Annotated in this window: 19 protein-coding genes and 2 pseudogenes; 5 read left to right on the top strand and 16 right to left on the bottom strand. The window is 53.0% G+C overall.

The genetic code is table 11. The features are described from left to right. From PAT3040_RS40500 to PAT3040_RS24065, 5 genes and pseudogenes are all read right to left on the bottom strand, one after another. Positions 1–88, bottom strand: a pseudogene (locus tag PAT3040_RS40500) (sulfite exporter TauE/SafE family protein); the annotation flags it as partial. A gap of 68 nt (positions 89–156) precedes the next feature. After that, positions 157–1,182: a UV DNA damage repair endonuclease UvsE gene (gene uvsE / locus PAT3040_RS24080; protein ID WP_108994681.1), complete on the bottom strand. Its 1,026-nt coding sequence runs from the start codon at positions 1,180–1,182 to the stop codon at positions 157–159. A gap of 3 nt (positions 1,183–1,185) precedes the next feature. Beyond that, a complete protein-coding gene (locus PAT3040_RS24075) occupies positions 1,186–1,503 on the bottom strand; it encodes a hypothetical protein (protein ID WP_108994680.1) in 318 nt (105 codons plus the stop codon). 127 nt (positions 1,504–1,630) lie between these two features. Beyond that, on the bottom strand, positions 1,631–2,824 hold the full coding sequence (locus PAT3040_RS24070; protein WP_108994679.1) for a D-alanine--D-alanine ligase: 1,194 nt from the start codon (positions 2,822–2,824) through the stop codon (positions 1,631–1,633). A gap of 65 nt (positions 2,825–2,889) precedes the next feature. Then, a complete protein-coding gene (locus PAT3040_RS24065) occupies positions 2,890–4,113 on the bottom strand; it encodes an amidase domain-containing protein (protein WP_258235130.1) in 1,224 nt (407 codons plus the stop codon). A gap of 306 nt (positions 4,114–4,419) precedes the next feature. On the opposite strand from PAT3040_RS24065, the gene acnA reads away from it, so the two are divergent. Beyond that, positions 4,420–7,134 carry an aconitate hydratase AcnA gene (gene acnA, locus PAT3040_RS24060; RefSeq protein ID WP_108994678.1) on the top strand — a complete coding sequence of 905 codons (2,715 nt, stop codon included), beginning with the start codon at positions 4,420–4,422 and terminating at the stop codon, positions 7,132–7,134. Between the two features lie 71 nt (positions 7,135–7,205). Here the strand turns inward: acnA and PAT3040_RS24055 are convergent, their stop codons facing one another. Then, entirely contained in the window at positions 7,206–7,949 is a 744-nt protein-coding gene (locus PAT3040_RS24055; protein ID WP_087569815.1) for an IclR family transcriptional regulator, read from the bottom strand. A gap of 293 nt (positions 7,950–8,242) precedes the next feature. Here PAT3040_RS24055 and PAT3040_RS24050 point away from each other — a divergent pair, with 293 nt between their 5' ends. Further along, positions 8,243–9,334 (top strand): alpha/beta hydrolase, encoded by a 1,092-nt coding sequence (locus PAT3040_RS24050; RefSeq protein ID WP_108994677.1) that lies wholly within the window; start codon positions 8,243–8,245, stop codon positions 9,332–9,334. Positions 9,335–9,407: 73 nt separating this feature from the next. On the opposite strand, the gene folE is transcribed toward PAT3040_RS24050, so the two are convergent. The 7 genes from folE to PAT3040_RS24015 form a co-directional block, all read right to left on the bottom strand. Next, positions 9,408–10,001, bottom strand: a complete 594-nt coding sequence (gene folE / locus PAT3040_RS24045; RefSeq protein ID WP_087569816.1) for a GTP cyclohydrolase I FolE — start codon at positions 9,999–10,001, stop codon at positions 9,408–9,410. A gap of 36 nt (positions 10,002–10,037) precedes the next feature. After that, positions 10,038–10,259 (bottom strand): YneF family protein, encoded by a 222-nt coding sequence (locus PAT3040_RS24040; RefSeq protein WP_087569900.1) that lies wholly within the window; start codon positions 10,257–10,259, stop codon positions 10,038–10,040. Positions 10,260–10,411: 152 nt separating this feature from the next. Beyond that, positions 10,412–11,569, bottom strand: coding sequence for a tRNA epoxyqueuosine(34) reductase QueG (gene queG / locus PAT3040_RS24035; protein ID WP_373863971.1), 1,158 nt, complete (start codon positions 11,567–11,569; stop codon positions 10,412–10,414). A gap of 4 nt (positions 11,570–11,573) precedes the next feature. After that, the gene (gene rnhA / locus PAT3040_RS24030; protein WP_087569817.1) at positions 11,574–12,008 is read right to left on the bottom strand and encodes a ribonuclease HI; all 435 of its coding nucleotides are present in this window, start codon (positions 12,006–12,008) and stop codon (positions 11,574–11,576) included. 48 nt (positions 12,009–12,056) lie between these two features. Next, entirely contained in the window at positions 12,057–12,587 is a 531-nt protein-coding gene (lepB, locus tag PAT3040_RS24025; protein WP_258235129.1) for a signal peptidase I, read from the bottom strand. Next, complete coding sequence (locus PAT3040_RS24020) at positions 12,584–13,141, bottom strand: DUF402 domain-containing protein (RefSeq protein ID WP_108994675.1); 558 nt, start codon at positions 13,139–13,141, stop codon at positions 12,584–12,586. Before PAT3040_RS24020 ends, lepB begins: the two co-directional genes overlap by 4 nt. 134 nt (positions 13,142–13,275) lie before the next feature. After that, complete coding sequence (locus PAT3040_RS24015; RefSeq protein WP_087569820.1) at positions 13,276–13,698, bottom strand: GNAT family N-acetyltransferase; 423 nt, start codon at positions 13,696–13,698, stop codon at positions 13,276–13,278. A gap of 363 nt (positions 13,699–14,061) precedes the next feature. Here PAT3040_RS24015 and PAT3040_RS24010 point away from each other — a divergent pair, with 363 nt between their 5' ends. Then, positions 14,062–14,673 (top strand): superoxide dismutase, encoded by a 612-nt coding sequence (locus PAT3040_RS24010; RefSeq protein ID WP_087569821.1) that lies wholly within the window; start codon positions 14,062–14,064, stop codon positions 14,671–14,673. Between the two features lie 464 nt (positions 14,674–15,137). On the opposite strand, the gene PAT3040_RS24005 is transcribed toward PAT3040_RS24010, so the two are convergent. Then, positions 15,138–15,485: a hypothetical protein gene (locus PAT3040_RS24005; protein ID WP_108994674.1), complete on the bottom strand. Its 348-nt coding sequence runs from the start codon at positions 15,483–15,485 to the stop codon at positions 15,138–15,140. A gap of 308 nt (positions 15,486–15,793) precedes the next feature. On the opposite strand from PAT3040_RS24005, the gene PAT3040_RS37365 reads away from it, so the two are divergent. Continuing rightward, positions 15,794–15,955, top strand: a complete 162-nt coding sequence (locus PAT3040_RS37365) for a hypothetical protein (RefSeq protein ID WP_179215706.1) — start codon at positions 15,794–15,796, stop codon at positions 15,953–15,955. A gap of 327 nt (positions 15,956–16,282) precedes the next feature. Here the strand turns inward: PAT3040_RS37365 and PAT3040_RS24000 are convergent, their stop codons facing one another. Continuing rightward, entirely contained in the window at positions 16,283–17,239 is a 957-nt protein-coding gene (locus PAT3040_RS24000) for a nucleoside hydrolase (protein WP_258235128.1), read from the bottom strand. A gap of 144 nt (positions 17,240–17,383) precedes the next feature. Here PAT3040_RS24000 and PAT3040_RS23995 point away from each other — a divergent pair, with 144 nt between their 5' ends. After that, on the top strand, positions 17,384–18,208 hold the full coding sequence (locus PAT3040_RS23995; RefSeq protein WP_181376800.1) for an AraC family transcriptional regulator: 825 nt from the start codon (positions 17,384–17,386) through the stop codon (positions 18,206–18,208). On the opposite strand, the pseudogene PAT3040_RS40110 reads toward PAT3040_RS23995, so the two are convergent. Next, a pseudogene (locus tag PAT3040_RS40110) lies at positions 18,118–18,312 on the bottom strand (hypothetical protein); the annotation flags it as partial. The gene PAT3040_RS23995 and the pseudogene PAT3040_RS40110 sit on opposite strands and share 91 nt — an antisense overlap. Positions 18,313–18,744 lie beyond the last annotated feature (432 nt).

Raw genomic sequence — 18,744 nt, 5'->3', positions numbered from 1 at the left:
GAACGATGATGACCCCCCCGCCCACCCCGACGAGACTGCCGAAAGCGGCAGCCACAACGCCCAGCAGCATTAACAAAATCCATTCCATTCTTTGAAAGCCACCTTATCTATTCCGAATCGCTTGACAAAATTCTCAATCGTAGAACCATGCCATTATTATCCGTTCGGTTCAATCTCCACACAGCCGCCGTCCAGCACCTTTACCCCTTCGCCTCTCCGCTCCAGCTCCTTCAGATCCTCCATCAGCCGGAATAGCGCTGCGTCCTTGTGCTTTGCCTCCAGCATACAATCAAGCGCCGACGTCGTTCGCGCCGCTTGCCGCAAGAAGGCCAGCACGGGCTCCGCAGCAACCAGATCGGCATGGCCGCGCGGATCGGAAAGGCTCTTGGGACTGGAGACATGAATCTTGGGAGGCAACTCCTGCTCAGTGCCGAGTCCCAGTCTGTCCCGCTCTATTCGCCAGGTTTCCGAGATGCGGGGCCAAAGCGCTTCTGTAAGCTCGTCCTCCGGAATGTCGCCTGGATTAACGGCGTGATGATGGATGTCGAGCACCATGGGCACGCCTGCCTCCTCCGCCGCTGCCAGCGTCTCCTTTACGTTAAACGTCTTATCATCGTTCTCGAGCGTCACACGCCGCTTTATTCGATCTTCCAGCTCTCCGAATTGGCGAACGAAACGTTCGGCCGAAGCAGGCTTGTCTCCATAAGCGCCGCCCATATGGATGTTATTTTTGCTGCGCTCGTCCAGCCCCATTGCTTCAAGCATCCTTACATGGTACTCCATATCCCTGATGGAGCTCTGCAGCACTTCGGGACGCGGCGTACTGAATACGCAGAAGTGATCGGGATGGAAGGAGACACGTATGCCTTGCTTCCGTGCATAATCGCCCACCTCGCGAAAGGCCTCTTGCAACGCCTGGAACGGGTCCCAGTCTAACAATGCATCATGAGTGGCGAGCGGAATCAGCTTGGAGGAGAACCGATACATTCGAATATCGTGCGCCATACAATGTTTCAGAATCCGCAGCGTGTTCCCCAAGTTCTCTTCTGCCAGCCTCTCCAGCCTTCTGAGCGCCGCATCGCGATCGCCCAGCTTCGAGAAGTTGGCATAAGTCTGCGTACGGGAAGGCGAGGCGTTCTGGACGACCAGACTCATGGCGACGAATCCGAACCTTACAATCATGGTTTATTCCCGCTCTCCGAAAAACATTTCGTACGCAAGCGCTGTCTGCACCCTTGATTCTTCTTCCGTCAGCTTGCGCACAAGCTCCATCTCCACTTGGGTGACTTCTTCTCCCTGGAAATTGATCTCCGCGATCGACGCCAGTATGCGTACGATGGCAATTGCCTGGTTGCCTGGCGTATAGGCGATGACCTTTTGCCCTGTCGGGAAAACGCGGAAACCGCTTTTTACCATCTTGCCCTTGCCGTACTCCAACAATTCATATAACTCCTGCTCCGACTTAAACTTGCATACCGAGTTAAACTCCGTCTCGAATCCCATATGTATGCCTCCCTTGTATATCGATTAGCTGCAATCATAATTGCCCTATATGGACGGGTACAGCCGAGACGCTTCTTGCGCGCCCCGGCCGCTGCCGAAAGTCCCTTCCTGCTTTTTGAACTCGCATTTATTGCACGCTTTCTCCCGTGTAATCGATACGTTGCTTGGCAGCATGGCGTTCGACAGCCAGATCGATCAAGCTGGTAAGCAACTTTTTATAGGGCAGTCCGGATTCGCGCCACATGAGCGGATACATGCTAAATGGCGTAAAGCCCGGCAGCGTATTGACCTCGTTAATGAACAGCTTGTTGTCTTCCTTGCGCAGGAAGAAATCCACGCGCGATAGTCCCGAGCCGTCGATCGCCAGAAATGCCCGCACGGCCAGCTCGCGTACTTGCTCCGCGATCCCTTCCGGCAGCTCTGCCGGAATGATCATGCTGGACTTGCCATCGATATATTTTGCCTTATAATCGTAAAATTCATTAGAAGGCGCAATTTCGCCGGGCACGGATGCCTTCGGTTCGTCGTTGCCGAGGACGCTAACCTCGATCTCGCGCGCGTCTACAAACTCCTCGACGATGACCTTGCGGTCGAAGCGCAGCGCATAATTAACCGCCTCGATCAGTTCTTCCCTGTTGCGAGCCTTGGACACGCCTACGCTGGAGCCCAGATTGGCCGGCTTTACGAAACAAGGATAGCCGAGCGACACTTCGCATTCCATAATGAAAAAGGAAGCGTCCTTCTCCCATTGCGTGCGGTTGAAATACCGGAAGACGCATTGCGGCAGTCCCTCCTGCGCGAATACCTTCTTCATCATGATCTTGTCCATCCCTACGGCAGAGGCGAGAACGCCGGCGCCTACATAAGGGATATTCGCCATCTCGAACAAACCCTGGATCGTGCCGTCTTCTCCGAACGTGCCGTGCAAGAGCGGGAACATGACGTCGATCGGCGCCTCGGCCGGCGTATCGCCGCTAATCGCGATAACGTCAGTCTGTCCGCTAATATGCGCCTCGCCGCCGGGAACGATTGCCGTATGGCCAACTTGTCCCGAACCGTTGTCAAGCGCAGCAAACAGCGGCGCCAGCGAGCCGGACGAGCCGTTTTCGCTGGATTGGAATCTCAGCGCCTCCGCCGACTCCGGCGGAGACAGCAAAACGGGACCGCTCTTCCATTCGCCTTGCTTTGTAATATAAAAAGGTTTGATTTCGTATTGTCCGTAATCGAACTCGCCCATTACGGCGAATGCCGTCTGCAGAGACACCTCGTGCTCTCCGGATTTCCCCCCGTATACAAGACCTACTCTAACTTTGCTCCCCATGGCAATCCTCCGGTACGTTTATATATTTGCGCTCAGGTCGCCTGCGCTGCCATGCCGAATCAACATCAGATCATATCGGAGATATGGAAGAAACGATATCTTGTCGCAGGCGTCCAAGCATAAGAATCGCGATAATCCCAGTAACGGTGCCTGCTGGCGACCGTATTGGCGTTCACGAGCGGCTGGCCTGCGGAATCGAAGGCGGTGACGATGGTGCTGTGCTGGAATCTCCCGTCGCCATTCCAATCATAAGTAATGACGTCGCCGAGCCCGAGCTCGCCCGCCGATTGCACCATAGTGGCGCGAAGTCCGGATTTGCGGGCGGCGCTCAAAAACGCCGTCATGGAATTGGCGACTGCCCAGCTGTAGCTCCACCACTCCTGGCCTTTGTTGCGGCCCTTGTACCACCATCCGCTGCCCCTTCTACCAGTATAGTCCATCGTTGCATTGCCTGCAAAGAGACATTGGGAAACGTAATTCGTGCAATTCACCTCGAACAGCTCATAAGCCGGGTTGCCTTCGTTCCACCAACGATCAGCATAGGCGGCAGCCAAATCCCTCCTGTAACGAATAGCTGCAGACCGGAGTTTGAAACCCGGCATTAGGTCATAATTTAAGTAAGGCATTGACGGCGCGATCGCCGCGGCGTCAGGAGCTGATTCCTGCTCCTCTTGCCATTCATGAACGGATGCCCCGTACTTGGGACGACGTTCGGCAATGACGGGTTCGATCTGCATGACTTGCCATCCCCCGTCCGCAAGCCTTAGCCAGAGTCGTTCGATTTCATAACGCTCTTCCATGTAGAATAATCCCGACTGTTCCATTCTGCGCTTTACGTGCAGGCGCAGCAGGACGGACACTTCGCCGGCAGACTCGTTCACTCGGATCAACTCGGCTTTCGTCTCGCTCCCCGCGGGAAGAACGCCGCGGAACAAATCCCGCTCGCGAAGCCTCTGCAGCCGTTTGCCGAATCGTTCGCCGTGAACGGGATCAAGTACGTAATCCGTCAGGACCCGCGCATGCTGATCCGTCTCCGCTTGATTGTACAAGCGGACATAACGCTGAATCGCCGCCTTCCAGTCCTTCTTTCCCTCATGCGGCTGAGAGACAAGTCCGGAGGACTGCAAAAGCGAGCTGAGCTTCGCTTCCTTCTCCGAGGCATTGGTCATCCGCTCGGGCGCCGGCTCGAAGCGCGGCCGCCGATTCGGAGTTCCGGCTGTCGGCAACGTTTTCGCGGCGCGCTTCTGCCGCCCGCCGGCGGCCCCGATTCGACTGCTTGATTTGGACATCGTAATCCCTCCTGGCTATCAATCAATATCCATGAACAAGGTGAAACGGCTGTCGCCGTCCTTTGAAGGTGCAGCGCGTTTCGTTCCGACACCGAACGCGCTTGCAAGAAGGGAGTCACCGTCCTTGCGAGACGCGCATAGAACAACTGGTTCATTATATGACGGAGCCCGCGAAATCATGTGAATTGTGGTCATAATTGGACTTTACGATGCCCTGTTTTAAAGCTATACTAGAGGCATAAGGTTTTTGAAATCGTGTTTCACAGAATGAAACAACGATCATTTTTTTAGAAGAGGAGAATAATGATGTCCAAACAAAATCAATATTCTGTTCGCACGACACTGGAATCGGGCGGCAAATCTTATGCCTACTACCGTCTCGGCGGTCTGGAAGAGCAAGGCCTGGGCGACATTTCCAAGCTTCCGTTTTCCATCAAAGTTTTGCTGGAGGCAGCCGTTCGTCAATTCGACGGCCGCGGCATTACTCCCGAACATGTTAAGCAATTGGCCAACTGGGCAAACGGTCGCGAAGACAAGGAAATTCCTTTCATTCCCGCCCGCATCGTTCTTCAGGACTTCACGGGCGTACCGGTCGTCGTCGACCTTGCGGCAATGCGCGACACCGTCAAAAAAGCCGGCGGAGATCCGAAAAACATTAACCCGCTCGTGCCGGTCGATCTCGTAATCGACCACTCCATCATGGTAGACGCCTTCGGCAGCCCTCAAGCGCTTGAGTACAACACGAAAGTCGAATTCGAACGCAACGAAGAGCGTTACCGCTTCCTGCGCTGGGCGCAGACGGCATTCGATAACTTCCGCGCCGTTCCTCCGGGCACGGGCATCGTTCACCAGGTTAACCTGGAATACCTGGCTTCCGTAGCGGCTACAAAGACGGTTGACGGCGAGACGGTCGTTTATCCGGATTCCCTGGTCGGCACGGATTCCCATACGACAATGATCAATGGTCTTGGCGTTGTGGGCTGGGGCGTTGGCGGCATCGAGGCGGAAGCCGGCATGCTGGGTCAACCGCTGTACTTCGTTATGCCGGAGGTTATCGGCTTTAAGCTGACGGGCAGCCTGGCGGAAGGTTCCACGGCTACCGACCTTGCTCTCACCGTTACCCAGATCCTCCGCAAAAAAGGCGTTGTCGGCAAGTTCGTCGAGTTCTTCGGACCCGGCCTCTCCAACATCAGCCTGGCGGACCGCGCTACCGTTGCCAACATGGCTCCGGAATACGGCGCTACGATCGGCTTCTTCCCTGTCGATGGCGAGACGCTGGACTTCATGCGCCAAACAGGCCGCAAGGAAGAGCAAATCGCGTTGGTAGAAGCTTACTACAAAGCACAGGACATGTTCCGTACGGACGAGACTCCCGACCCTGTGTTCACCGACGTAATCGAGCTGGATCTGTCTTCGATCGTTCCTTCCCTTGCTGGACCGAAGCGTCCTCAGGACCGCGTCGAGCTGACGTCGATGAAGGAAGCTTTCAATGATATTATCCGTACTCCGATCGATAAAGGCGGCTACGGCCTGTCCGACGAAAAGATCGCTGAGCAGGTTCCGGTACAGCACAATGATGGCGTTCAATCCAAAATGGGCACTGGCGCGGTCGTGATCGCCGCGATCACAAGCTGTACGAATACATCCAACCCTAGCGTTATGCTCGGCGCGGGTCTCGTCGCGAAAAAAGCCGTCGAGCGCGGCCTTACGAAACCTGCCTATGTAAAGAGCTCCCTGACTCCAGGCTCTCTGGTTGTAACGGAGTACCTGAAAAAAGCCAATCTGCTTGACTCGCTCGAAGCGCTTGGCTTCCACGTTGCCGGCTACGGCTGCGCGACTTGCATCGGCAACTCCGGCCCGCTTCCTGACGAAGTAAGCAAGGCTATTGCCGACAACGATATGACGGTAGCTGCCGTATTGTCTGGCAACCGTAACTTCGAAGGCCGCGTCCATGCGCAAGTAAAAGCCAATTACCTGGCTTCGCCGCCGCTTGTCGTTGCTTACGCGCTTGCAGGCACGGTTAATATCGATCTTACGAACGATCCGATCGGTCACGACCAAGATGGCCAGCCGGTGTACCTCAAGGACATCTGGCCAACGAACGCCGAGATCAAAGACGCTGTCGCAACGGCGCTGAATCCGCAAATGTTCAACGACAAATACGAGAACGTATTTACGCAGAACGAGCGTTGGAACGCCATCGACGTGCCGGAAGGCGAAAGCTACGAGTGGGATGCGAAGTCGACTTACATCCAGAACCCGCCGTTCTTCGAGAACCTGGGCTCCGAACTTTCCGATATCTCCGATATCCCTTCGGCAAGCGTGCTTGCGCTCATGGGCGATTCCGTTACGACGGACCATATCTCCCCTGCGGGCAACATTACGGTTAACAGCCCGGGCGGCAAATATTTGATCGACAACGGCGTAGAGCGCAAGGACTTCAACTCCTACGGCTCCCGTCGCGGCAACCATGAAGTCATGATGCGCGGCACGTTCGCCAACATCCGGATTCGTAACCAAGTGGCTCCGGGCACAGAGGGCGGCGTAACGACTTACCTGCCGACCGGCGAAGTCATGTCGATCTACGATGCATCCATGAAGTATCAAGCCGAAGGCAAAAACCTTGTCGTTATCGCAGGCAAGGAATACGGAACGGGCAGCTCCCGCGACTGGGCAGCCAAAGGCACTTACCTCCTGGGCGTGAAAGCAGTCATCGCTGAAAGCTTCGAGCGGATTCACCGCTCCAACCTGGTCGGCATGGGCGTTCTCCCGCTGCAATTCCAGGAAGGCAATGGCTGGAGTACGCTTGGCATTACGGGTCGCGAAACGTTCGACATCGTCGGCTTGTCCAACGATGTTAAGCCTGGCGAAACCGTAACCGTTAAAGCTACCCGCGAAGACGGCACTACGTTCGAATTCCCAGCGATCGTTCGTCTGGACTCCCTTGTGGACGTGGACTACTACCGTAACGGAGGCATCCTCCAAACGGTGCTTCGCCAAATGATCGCGAACATGAACTAAGAAATAGTGATTAAACAAAAAGAACCTCACTACACTATTTTGGTGTGTGGGGTTCTTTTTTCATCCCGCGCTTACTTGCTCATCGTCCCCATCCGCTTTGCCGATTCTTGAATGACCGGGGCATATCCGCGCATCGTCTTTAGCGTCATGCGGCTGGAGGGCCCGGAAACGGATAACGCCGCAGACAGATTGCCGGATCGATCAAAGATGGGAGCCGATAGCGCCGCGGCGCCGGCTTCGCGTTCCTCGAAGCTTGTCGCATAACCCAGCTCCGTCACCTCTGTCAGATTCCTCGAGTACTGCTCCTTATCAAAAGAATCCGGCCACTCCAGCGATTCGAGGATACTGTTCCTTACCGACTCCTCGGAAAAGGCAATCAGCACCTTGCTTGACGCGCCGGCATAGAGCGGCAGCCTGACGCCAATCGGCGCCACGCGGCGCACAGCCTGGTTGCTCTGTACTGCTTGTATGCGAATCCGCTCCGAGCCGTCCCGTACGTAGATACTGACAGTCTCGCCCAACTGATCGCGCAGACGCACCATTTCCGGCAGCCAGATTGTTGCCTGGTCGTCGGAGCCCGACAAGTTGGCCGACAGCTCCCACATCCGCAATCCCAGATGGTAGCGGTCCGTCGAACGGTCGCGCTCGATAAAACCCTTCTCTTCGAGGGTAGCGAGCATCCGATGCACGGTACTTTTGTGCAAGCCGACATGTTCCGCAATCTCCGTCATTGCCCAATCGGTTCGATGCGTAAAGCACAACAATATATCCAACGCGCGGTCAACGGCTCGCACGGTCGATTTCCCATCCTCCACGAACACGCACCTCCTCTATTTATAATATATATATCCCCATTAAGTTTCAATGAATGAAACCGAATTCCATAATGATTGAAATCTATTCTCATTAGTATACATGAATCGCTCCATGGACGTAAAGATCATTGAATCATTACAAAATGATTACAGTCTATTAACATCCCCCTAACAATGCCTCGACATGAATTGACAGGCCGCCCGTATAGGACTACGATTAAAGTACTATACAATTAATAGCGCTTACATCGTCTTCATAACATAATCGCTTTTTGCAGAAGGAGGGCATGACGATGAACGCAACGATCGGAACTCCGCAGCCGCTTGAGAGCGTTGGACTAAGCGCCGTCCCTCAAGCCTTGCCCCTTCCACCCTTTCTAAAAACCAGTCTTGCTGTAGCCCAGCGGCGCAAGCATAAATGGATTGCAACGATTGCAGCTATAATTGCCATGTTTTTTATCGCGATAGTCATTTTCCATGGTTATGTAGCGTGGATGCTGGCTTATCCTTATGTTGCCCCGCTTGCCTCCAATCCCAAGGAAGCGATCGGCATCGATTACGAGGAAGTTATATACCCGAGCCATAGCGGCGAGACGACCGTCAGCGGCTGGTATCTTCCCGCTCCGGCAGTAGATGGTTCTAGCGATTTTTCGAAACGTACCGTCGTCTTTAGTCACGGATACGGCGCGAACCGCGAGGAGAGCTGGGTGCCCATGTACGATCTCGCCAAGCTGCTCCACGATCTAAGCTACAATGTCCTGTTATTCGATTACGGCTATGCCTCCAAACAATACAAGGCTCCCGCTACAGGAGGCCGAGAGGAATCGCAGCAACTGCTGGCTTCCGTCAACTACGCGCGTTCCCGCGGCGCGGAGGATATCGTCGTATGGGGATTCTCCATGGGTGCGGGCACGGCGCTCCAGACGGCGCTCGTAACGGACGAAATCGACGCGATGATTCTGGATAGTCTGTTCGTCCCGAGCTCGGAAGCGCTGTTCGATAATTTGAACCAGTTCGTGGAGCTTCCGAGATTCCCGTCGCTCCCTCTCATCGAGACGATGATTCCGCTCTGGACCGGTACGGACTTCGGATCCATTCCGGCGGAGGAAGTTGTAGCGCATCCCTACGATATGCCCATCTACATCATACACGGGACAAAGGACGCCAAGGCGTCTTACGAGACGGCGCAAGCGATCTCTGCAAACCAAAAAAATGCGATGTCCCGCTCCTGGATTGTGGAGGATGGACAACACGAAATGATCTTCCGGAAGCATCCTACAGAATACATCGGCCGAGCCGCGATGTTCCTCAGCCAGGTCGATTCTGTCATCGCGGCGGAGCATGAAGGCGAGCCCGCCGTCCAAGTCGCGGCTGTTGAACAATAGAAAAGGAGCAAGGAGAATGCCCTGATAAATGCGGGCAGCTTCCTTGCTCCTTTCTTGCGTTCCTTCTAAAAGGTTATTGCTTCAGCAATGCCAGAAATTCCGAGCGCAGCGGCGAGCTTGTTCTGAATTCGCCTCGAACGGCAGAAGTTACCGTCTTGCTGCCAGGCTTCTTAACGCCTCTGGAGCACATGCAGAGATGCTCCCCCTCCACGACGACCATCACGCCATGGGGAGAAAGTTCTTGCTCCAGAATATCCGCGATCTGCGTCGTAACTCGCTCCTGCACTTGAAGCTTTCGCGTAATCGCATCGACCAGACGCGCCAGCTTGCTAAGTCCCGCGATCTTGCCGCTGGGAATATAGCCGATATGAGCCTTCCCGAAGAAAGGCGCCATATGATGCTCGCATAGGCTGTAATAGACGATGTCTCTGACGATGACCAGCTCTTCGTGCTGCTCGTCGAATGACACGCCGAGCACTTCGCGGGGATCGACATCGTAGCCCGCGAAAATTTCCTCATACATCCGTGTAACCCGCGCCGGCGTTTCGAGAAGTCCTTCTCGCTCGACATCCTCGCCGATCAGCTTTAGAATTTCCTTCACATGATGTTCGATTTGCTCCCGGTTGCTTGCCACTTTCGAATTGACGTAATCCTTCCGTCCCGCCATTCGCCACCGCTCCTTCCGCTCACTGCCGGTCCCCCGTTATTTGCGGGGAAACTTTTGATTTTTCATCATATTTTGAGCTTTCGACATTTGTTGTTTGTTTAGATTGTAGCCCATTTGCTTCGCCATCTTCTGAATCATCGCAGGATCGTTTTGCATACGCTCGATCTGTCTGCGAAGATAGAAAACGCCGATAAGAAATCCGCCAACCGCTCCGAGAATCAAAGTAACGATCGGGATTACGATATTGTACCATTCCATGCCGTTCACCTGCACCTTTCCATATTTCGATAACACTTACAAAGCTGACATCCATGTATCATAGCATGTCCAAGCCCTGCGGCGCAATGAATTCGCGCAAGGTAAAACGGTTGTATAGTCCCCTGGCAGCCCAGCGCGTATAATTAGGCGAATTACGCGCGTTCTCGCTCCCGAATCGCCCCTATTGCCGCTTCGATCGAAGCAATGGCTTCCTCGTCCCGTTCCCTCATCGAAGCCTGTTCCAGAGCTTTTGCCGCGGCCTCGCCGCCGATCCGGCCAAGCGACCAGGCAGCCGTCCCGCGCAGCACCGGCCTGGGATCATCGTGGAGTACACGAATAAGGTCCGGTACGGCACTTGCTTCCTTAAAGTTGCCAAGCGCGATGACCGCGTTGCGCTGAATCGGCTTCCGTCCGCGCCAAGCGGAGGAGGTATGACCATAACGCTCCTTGAACTCCTTGTTCCCCATCGTCAACAGAGGAATGAGAAGCGGCTTGGCGAGCTCGTTATCCGGCTGCAGCTCGGGCTGATTGGTCCAGTTTTTGCCCCGGTTGACGGGACATACGATCTGGCATGTATCGCAGCCGTAAAGTCGATTCCCGATCTTGCGCATAAATTCGTCCGTCACCATTCCCTTCGTCTGGGTCACGTAAGAGATGCAGCGCTGAGCGTTCAGTTGGCCCGGAGCGACGATCGCCCCGGTGGGACAAGCGTCGATACACTTCGTGCAAGAGCCGCAGCCTTCCGTTACGGGCTCGTCGGGGGGGAGCGGAAGATTGGTAATCATCTCGCCCAGATAAATCCAGGAGCCCAGTTCGGGGGAGATAATCGAGCAGTTTTTGGCGCTCCAGCCAAGACCTGCCCGCTCGGCAACTGCCCGATCCGACAGCTCTCCTGTATCCACCATGCTTTCGACTCGCACGTTCGGAACGCGCTCCCTCAGCCATTGCTCGAGCCTCGCCAGACGGTCGCGCAATATTTTGTGGTAGTCCTCGCCCCATGCGGACCTGGACATGATGCCTCTCCTGGCGCCGGGTTCCGACTTCGGCGGGTCGATGAGCTTGGATGGGTACGCAACCGCTATCGCTATAATGCTTTGGGGTCGGTCGAAAATCAGCGACGGGTTCGTGCGTTTCTCGATATCTTGCTCCTCGAAGCCGGATTCATAGCCGAGCTCGCGATGCCGAATGAGGCGTTGCTTGAGCGTTACGAATGGGTCCGACGATGCGACGCCAATCGCATCGATTCCCAAACTTTGCGCAGCCTCTTTCATCTCGTCTTTCAACGCTTGCCACTCGTCTGTCATCGCCATCGGCTTATAACCGTTTGATCGCTTCGCGCGCCAACTCGTCGCAGCGATTGTTCCATTCATTGTCGCTATGGCCTTTCACCTTTACATACTCCACCTTGTGCTTGCCCATCAGCTCCCACAGCTGCTTCCACAGATCCTGATTCTCCACGGGCTCCTTCTTGCTGTTCTTCCAGCCGTTGCGCAGCCAGCCATGAATCCAGCCCTTTTGGAAGCAATTAACGACATAGGCAGAATCGCTGTACACTTTGACCGTGCAAGGCTCCTTAAGCAGCGCGAGCCCTTCGATCACGGCCTGGATTTCCATCCGGTTATTCGTCGTCGCCTTCTCCCCGCCGGAAATCTCCTTTTTGTGCGCACCGTAAAACAATACGGCTCCCCAGCCGCCGGGGCCCGGATTGCCCGAGCAGGCTCCGTCTGTATAGATCATGACATCTTTCATTGGTACCCCCCCATTCTTTCTAGCATAGATCTTGATATATCCTGACTTTTACAACAGCCTCAACTGCGGGATTGGCCATACTATCGCTTCCGCACGGCCTATGATTAGTTCTCTCGGTACGGCATGAAACGTTCGGCTATCCAGGCTCGCCCGCTCACGCCGATTGTCTCCCATAACGAAAAAATGCCCTTGCTGTATAACTTCAGGTCCGTAGTTCATACCTTCGATAGGCGAATCCGTATATGGCTCGTCCACCAGCTCGCCGTTAATATACAACTGCTGCCCCGCTATCTCGACCCGGTCGCCCGGCATGCCGACGATTCGCTTTACGAGATATCGCAACTTGCCCTCCGATCCCGACGGATCCTTCAGCACGATGACATCGCCCCGGCCAGGACTCCCCAGCAAATAGCCGATTTTGTTAACGAACAGCCACTCGTCTTGTGCCAGCGTAGGCTCCATGGAGCGGCCATCCACGGTGGAGAGGTTAAATACGAAATAATGTAATAACAATACAAGTCCTAATGATAAAAGTATCGTCTTTAGCCAATCCATCAACTCGCGTCGCAGTGTCTTCATTGTTCGGCTTCTCCGAACCTCGTCAGCCATTCCTCGTAGTAACGTATCACCACGTCGTCCTGAAACGGCTCACGACTGCTTTCAATCCGCGACAACAGAGCATTCAGCCCTTCCCGCACCTTATCCTCGACTTGTCTTGGATAATGGTACAACTGCTTGTGCTGTTCGTATTCGTCCTGATCGACGATATAACGGCTTCCGTCGGCCGTTCTAATGACATCAAGATCATAGTCGATGTACGTCAATACGCCGCCCTGCAAATAAGGAGGGGATGCCACGTTGCAATAATAGCGCACCCCGCTTGTTTCCAGCAGCGCAACGACATTAAACCACTCGCCGGGGATGAAGAAGGACACGGCCGGTACTCTGCTGATCCACTGCTTGCCGTCGGATTCCTGGATGGGAGTCTGCCTGTTAATGAGCACGATCATCGATTCGGCCCGATGCCCGGGTGCGAGCGCATCGTTCGGCACAAGCCAATTCTGCTGCCAGAGCCGATGGATTTGACCATTGTGTTTGAAGCTTTTGATCACGCATCGTTCATATCTTTCCATGCTGTCCATGCTCCTTGCTAATGGTAGTTCGAACGCGCATATATAGTAATAAGAAAAGCATATCCGAGCGCCAATTGCAACGGCGATGCTGGATATGCCCCTAATATACCGTCCTTGAAGGACTAACTCTCTATTTACCCGGCAACAATGCTAAGCTTCTGGAACGCATGGAAGAAATCCGACGTTTCGTACCCCATCGATTCATACAGAGGCAGTACAGGCTCATTATGTTCGTCAGCCGTAATAAGGATCTTGCTGACGCCACGCTGTTCGAATCGTCCGCGCAAGCCCGTTACAAGGGCCTTGCCGATGCCGATCCGTTGATGCTCGGGGGAAACTGCGATGCGATAATAATACCCTTTGTTATTGTCGATCGTGCCGATAATCATGCCCACGATCTCTGATTCTTTGACAGCGACAAGCACTAATTCGCTATCCCATGACAATTGGCGAGCAAATGCTTCCATCGTTTGCTCATAACATTCCTCGGTAAGCACTTCCTCAAGCAATGCAGTAAGTGGTTTGTAATCGGATAATTGGAAGGAACGAACGTTCATACCTTAACACCTTCTATACCTTGTCATAGTCGAGTACTTGTCTATCATACGACGAATTCCGCCAAAATCACACTAAAAAATTTAAAATTCTTAAAAAAATCTATATAAATCGCCCATTTTCTACTGAAAACGCTTAATATTAAGCGCTTACACGATTTATTGCTTATGCAATTTTCATTTTTTCCATAATTATGCGCTTCTTTTGCATAAATCAAGGAAGCTATGGGAAATCTACAGGTTGATGTCGGCGGGAAAGTCGCGTTCAAGCATTTGACTTTTTCAACAACGATGTTGATTTATTCATTCCGATAGAGGATAATGGGAATGATTACACACTACATACCATTTAGGAGGACCTTATCAATGGCACATCAACTTCCTGCTTTGCCTTACGCGCACAACGCTTTGGAACCGCACATTGACGCAACGACAATGGAAATCCATCACGGACGTCACCATAACGCTTATGTAACGAACCTGAACGCTGCACTGGAGTCCGCTCCCGAGCTGCAAGAGAAATCGATCGAAGATTTGATCGCTGATCTTGCAAGCGTACCTGAGTCGATCCGTACGGCTGTCCGCAACAATGGCGGTGGACATGCTAACCACAGCCTGTTCTGGGAAACAATCGGACCGAACGCGGGCGGCGCTCCTTCTGGTGCACTTGCAGCGGCTATCGAGAGCGAGCTGGGCGGCTTCGACACGTTCAAAGCTGACTTCGCTAAAGCTGCAGCTACTCGTTTCGGCAGCGGCTGGGCGTTCCTGGCAGTAGCTAACGGCAAGCTGAAAGTATACAGCCTGCCTAACCAAGACAGCCCGATCATGGAAGGCGAAACGCCAATCCTCGGCCTGGACGTTTGGGAGCACGCTTACTACCTGAACTACCAAAACAAACGCCCTGACTACATCGCAGCGTTCTGGAACGTTGTGAACTGGGACGAAGTGGGCAAACGTTACGAAGCAGCGGTTAAGTAATATCCGCTTTGGCTATATAAAAAACGTCAACCTTCCGGATCACCGGCGGTTGACGTTTTTTTGTGGGCGCCCACGCCTGCCAAGCCCCATTGTACTCGCTTTTTCATACACATTTGCTCGTTCTCGCCCGCCAGCTCCCCATTGTACTCGCTTTTTCATACACATTTGCTCGTTCTCGCCCCTCAGCGCCCCATTGTACTCGTTTTTTCATACACATTCGCACGTCCATGCCCGCCAACGCCCCATTGTACTCGCTTTTTCATACACATTCGCTCGTCCATGCCCGCCTGCGGCCCATTGTACTCGCTTTTTCATACACTTTCGCTCGTCCATGCCCGCCTGCGGCCCATTATACTCGCTTTTTCATACACATTCGCTCGTCCATGCCCGCCTGCGCCCCATTGTACTCGCTTTTTCATACACATTTGCTCGTTCTCGCCCGTCATAATTTCACTGAAGATTACCTAATCACTGGCTGCGATGCGTTTAATCTCACGAACATCAAGAATTACATCCTTTTTGCTGAGAATTTGTGGTTCAGTCAAAACCACTCTTACACTGTCTCCTATCTTGTAATCATCATGTTTTAATTCATTCCCTTGTATATCTTTGAACATAATTTCACTATCGATTTTTATCGCACAATAGTATCCTATATCGTCACCTGGTCCATCATCAATCGGACAACTCATATAAAACTTTTCATCATCAATTTTGGAGATAGAAGTATCGAAATATTCTATCTTTTCTTTGCCACATCCTACTAAAATTACACTCAAAGCAATTAGAAACGTGCAGATTTTTTTATTCATGTTATCCTCCTTTGAACTTTTTACAAATAGACTTACGCATCTTATTATACACATTCCCTCAGGTATATATTTCCATGTTAAACCAGCGCTCTTCTTACAGCTATACATGACCTTCTCGATTTCTGGCTCCCGGGGTGTGAATGCGGCAAACACCTCGGCTTCGTTAAACAGAATTAGATTCATCTCCACGTTATGTTTCAAATTTGACAAACAAGGTTATTGAATAAACAAGCAGCCGATCACCTAGCCGCACAGTCGGTAGCAACTCCCATCGACGCTGCAAATCTATGGAAAGAGGTGCTTTCGAAATGAGTACAACGAATACTTCTTACCGAACAGGTGAATACGCGGAACGGGAAGGCGATTACATCTGTGAGGCGGGACGCCGTCTTACGCTGAAAGAAGGCGACAAGTTCCCTTACTGTCCCATTACAGGTCTCGATACGAACTGGTACTACGCCGAATCTTAACAAGCAGCCTTCTAAGTGAGAACAAATAAGAATATCCTCAGCGGAGAAAAGGCAGTCCCAAAAGCAGTTTTATTCGCTTGATGAGACAGCTCACTTCATGAAAGAAACAGCAAAAACAAAGAAATGGCGGTGCTCGGGTTCAATCCCTGCACCGCCATTTCTGCCTTTTGATCCATTGATGCTTTCTTGAGTGAACTGGTTTTCTGTACCGATCTGCACATTGAAGCCAGGTATAAATATTCACACTAAGCAGCATGTAAAAGCGCCCACCCAACTAAACAGCGAACACGCCAACTCCTTTTTGGCCATATGCCGCTGTCGAAAACTTTAACGTGTGCCTTGCGCATGCTCCTCCAGCTTGTGGAACAAATCCTTGAAAATCGCATCCCGATTGACCCCATTGGCGCAGCGAATGAAATGACGGCCGTGATCCACGCTCCAGGTCACCTGATCCGTCAGCAACGGACTATGCACAAAATCGGTCGGGACATACGAAGGATCCAGCAAGTACGCGACAGCTGACAAATCCCAAATAACCCGGGAATATCCAAAATGATCGCTGCTGCAGCCTTCATAGCGTTCCGCCAGAAAATCACCAATTTCCCCTCTGCCTCGCACATAACGCTCGATCTCCGGCAAACTTGTAATCAGATGAGAAGCAACGCCGGCGCATGGAATGAGGACGGACGGTACGCCGCTGTCCAGAATGACCCGCGCCGCATGTATATCTTGAACCAAATTGAATTCTTTCGTATCCCTCCATGAGAGCGCGTGACCACCGAGCCAAATGACAACGATTTTGCGAATAATGGAAGGTTCCAGCAAAATCGCCGACGCAACATTCGTGATTGCGCCGATCGCGGCGACGTAGAGCGGTTCGTCATCGGGCATCGCGAGCGCTTTGGCAACGAGATCGCGCGCCGCCGGGCTGTCGACGGGCGTATGCGCGCCGGGCAAATAGCTTTCCGAGCCGCGAAATACGATCCCCTCTCTCATACGCTGCAGCCTGGTTAAAATGTGTACGATTTCGTCATAGCTTTTTTCCATCCCGTCTTTGGGTCCGTTGGATAGATCGTTAAAGAAAGGAGCGGCATAGACCGCCTCCAGCCGTAGTCGTTCCGGGGACAGAAGCGCATGGGAAAGTGCGAACTGGTCGTCAATCTCGTTGAAAGTGTCGGTGTCGAGCACCATGCGAATTATTCCGTCGCGGGGTTTCAAGCGTTCCATCCGAAAGTTCTCATCAAGCTCTGGATACATAATATGCGCCGCCTTCTTGTTGATCATTGACCGGACCTCCCTAAAATTATATGATTTGGTTTAATGATTTTATTTTCAACCCAATTGTACAGAAAATTAAGGAATGATGGTTACACCATCCGGCTAATTTATTTTATGATTCGGCTATATTCCAAGGAGAGGACGAATGAGTTGAGCGCTCGCACAGACTTCATCTTTCAAGCTTGGCACGAGGCCGGAACATCGGTTTCCATGCACCGGCATCGCTGTTATGAAATTGTTTATTACCGGCAAGGACGAGGGTCAACCCGCATCGGCCGGGCTGAATACGTCTATGAGCCCGGAAGCTACGCTGTCGTACCTCCCGACACGCTTCACGACGAGATTCGCCGCGAGGCTACGGAAGTGCTGTGCGCCGGCTTCCGGCTGATCGATTCCGAGTTTCCGTCTTCCGTTCGGGAAGGGTTATATCACGATGATGACGACTGCACAATTGGCAAGCTGCTGCTCGCGATGCAGCACGAAATCACAGCCAAGCCGCCGCTTTATGCGATTCGGCTTAATCTCTGTATAAGCGAGCTTCTCGTTGCCCACTTTCGTCTTTGGGGCGTAGCCGAACGGGACAAGCAGGATCGGCCGCTCTATTTTGCCCGCAACTATATGGACGAGCATTATCAAGAGCGGATCGATATCGCCAGCTTGGCGCGCATGTCGGGCTATAGCTACGATAGATTCCGTCATCTGTTCAAGTTGGCCTACGGTGTATCCCCGTTGAATTATGTATTGGAGCGACGAATCGACTTGGCGAAAAAACAGTTGGAGCAGACCGAAGTTACGGTATCCTCTATTGCCGCCGGCTGCGGCTTCTCGACCACCGCGCAGTTCTGTACATTGTTCAAGCGGGAGGCAGGATTGAGCCCACTGAGTTATCGAAAAATATCGAGAATGGCTGACTTCAAATCGTCTGAACATGCAAGTATGTCTTCGCGCCTTATGGACGGCGGGGATGCTTTGTAGTCAAAGATTTTGTTCAGCATCCGAACAATTATCGCCACCGCCTCATTACGGCTGGCTTTATCATCAGGCTTGAACTGATTGCCGCCAGTACCGCTGACGATGCCCGCGTTATATAGAGGATGGAGCTACGGACCAATCTCCGGAATTCGCACGGAATAGGCGAAAGTGCATATGATACTTTATGATATTCGCCTAATTCGTTCAGATCGAGATCGGAGGTCAACATGACAGACATAAGCTCAAGCATCAACACCAAGGATCAACATAATAAAATGAGCGTACGATACGCAGCAACCAGAGGTTGTGGCTGCGGGGGCAGCATTCGCAGCAGCGAACGAAGCTTGCTGCCCCTTCTATTGCCTGGACTGGGACTGGGAGGTTCAGGTCCTTGGGGACCCGGATCAGGACCTTGGGGACCCGGACCAGGACCTTGGGGACCCGGACACGGACCTTGGGGACCCGGACCAGGACCTTGGGGGCCCGGACACGGACCTTGGGGACCAGGGCACGGACCTTGGGGACCCGGACACGGACCT

It is taken from the genome of Paenibacillus agaridevorans, from assembly GCF_003112455.1.
Lineage (GTDB): Bacteria > Bacillota > Bacilli > Paenibacillales > Paenibacillaceae > Pristimantibacillus > Pristimantibacillus agaridevorans.
This window is presented reverse-complemented; position numbering and strand designations above follow the sequence as displayed.

Excerpts from the sequence above, each read along its gene's own strand:
- uvsE (WP_108994681.1), bottom strand. The coding sequence starts at position 1,182 with ATGATTGTAAGGTTCGGATTCGTCGCCATGAGTCTGGTCGTCCAGAAC.
- PAT3040_RS24075 (WP_108994680.1), bottom strand. The coding sequence starts at position 1,503 with ATGGGATTCGAGACGGAGTTTAACTCGGTATGCAAGTTTAAGTCGGAG.
- PAT3040_RS24070 (WP_108994679.1), bottom strand. The coding sequence starts at position 2,824 with ATGGGGAGCAAAGTTAGAGTAGGTCTTGTATACGGGGGGAAATCCGGA.
- PAT3040_RS24065 (WP_258235130.1), bottom strand. The coding sequence starts at position 4,113 with ATGTCCAAATCAAGCAGTCGAATCGGGGCCGCCGGCGGGCGGCAGAAG.
- acnA (WP_108994678.1), top strand. The coding sequence starts at position 4,420 with ATGTCCAAACAAAATCAATATTCTGTTCGCACGACACTGGAATCGGGC.
- PAT3040_RS24050 (WP_108994677.1), top strand. The coding sequence starts at position 8,243 with ATGAACGCAACGATCGGAACTCCGCAGCCGCTTGAGAGCGTTGGACTA.
- folE (WP_087569816.1), bottom strand. The coding sequence starts at position 10,001 with ATGGCGGGACGGAAGGATTACGTCAATTCGAAAGTGGCAAGCAACCGG.
- PAT3040_RS24040 (WP_087569900.1), bottom strand. The coding sequence starts at position 10,259 with ATGGAATGGTACAATATCGTAATCCCGATCGTTACTTTGATTCTCGGA.
- queG (WP_373863971.1), bottom strand. The coding sequence starts at position 11,569 with ATGGCGATGACAGACGAGTGGCAAGCGTTGAAAGACGAGATGAAAGAG.
- rnhA (WP_087569817.1), bottom strand. The coding sequence starts at position 12,008 with ATGAAAGATGTCATGATCTATACAGACGGAGCCTGCTCGGGCAATCCG.
- lepB (WP_258235129.1), bottom strand. The coding sequence starts at position 12,587 with ATGAAGACACTGCGACGCGAGTTGATGGATTGGCTAAAGACGATACTT.
- PAT3040_RS24020 (WP_108994675.1), bottom strand. The coding sequence starts at position 13,141 with ATGGAAAGATATGAACGATGCGTGATCAAAAGCTTCAAACACAATGGT.
- PAT3040_RS24015 (WP_087569820.1), bottom strand. The coding sequence starts at position 13,698 with ATGAACGTTCGTTCCTTCCAATTATCCGATTACAAACCACTTACTGCA.
- PAT3040_RS24010 (WP_087569821.1), top strand. The coding sequence starts at position 14,062 with ATGGCACATCAACTTCCTGCTTTGCCTTACGCGCACAACGCTTTGGAA.
- PAT3040_RS24005 (WP_108994674.1), bottom strand. The coding sequence starts at position 15,485 with ATGAATAAAAAAATCTGCACGTTTCTAATTGCTTTGAGTGTAATTTTA.
- PAT3040_RS37365 (WP_179215706.1), top strand. The coding sequence starts at position 15,794 with ATGAGTACAACGAATACTTCTTACCGAACAGGTGAATACGCGGAACGG.
- PAT3040_RS24000 (WP_258235128.1), bottom strand. The coding sequence starts at position 17,239 with ATGATCAACAAGAAGGCGGCGCATATTATGTATCCAGAGCTTGATGAG.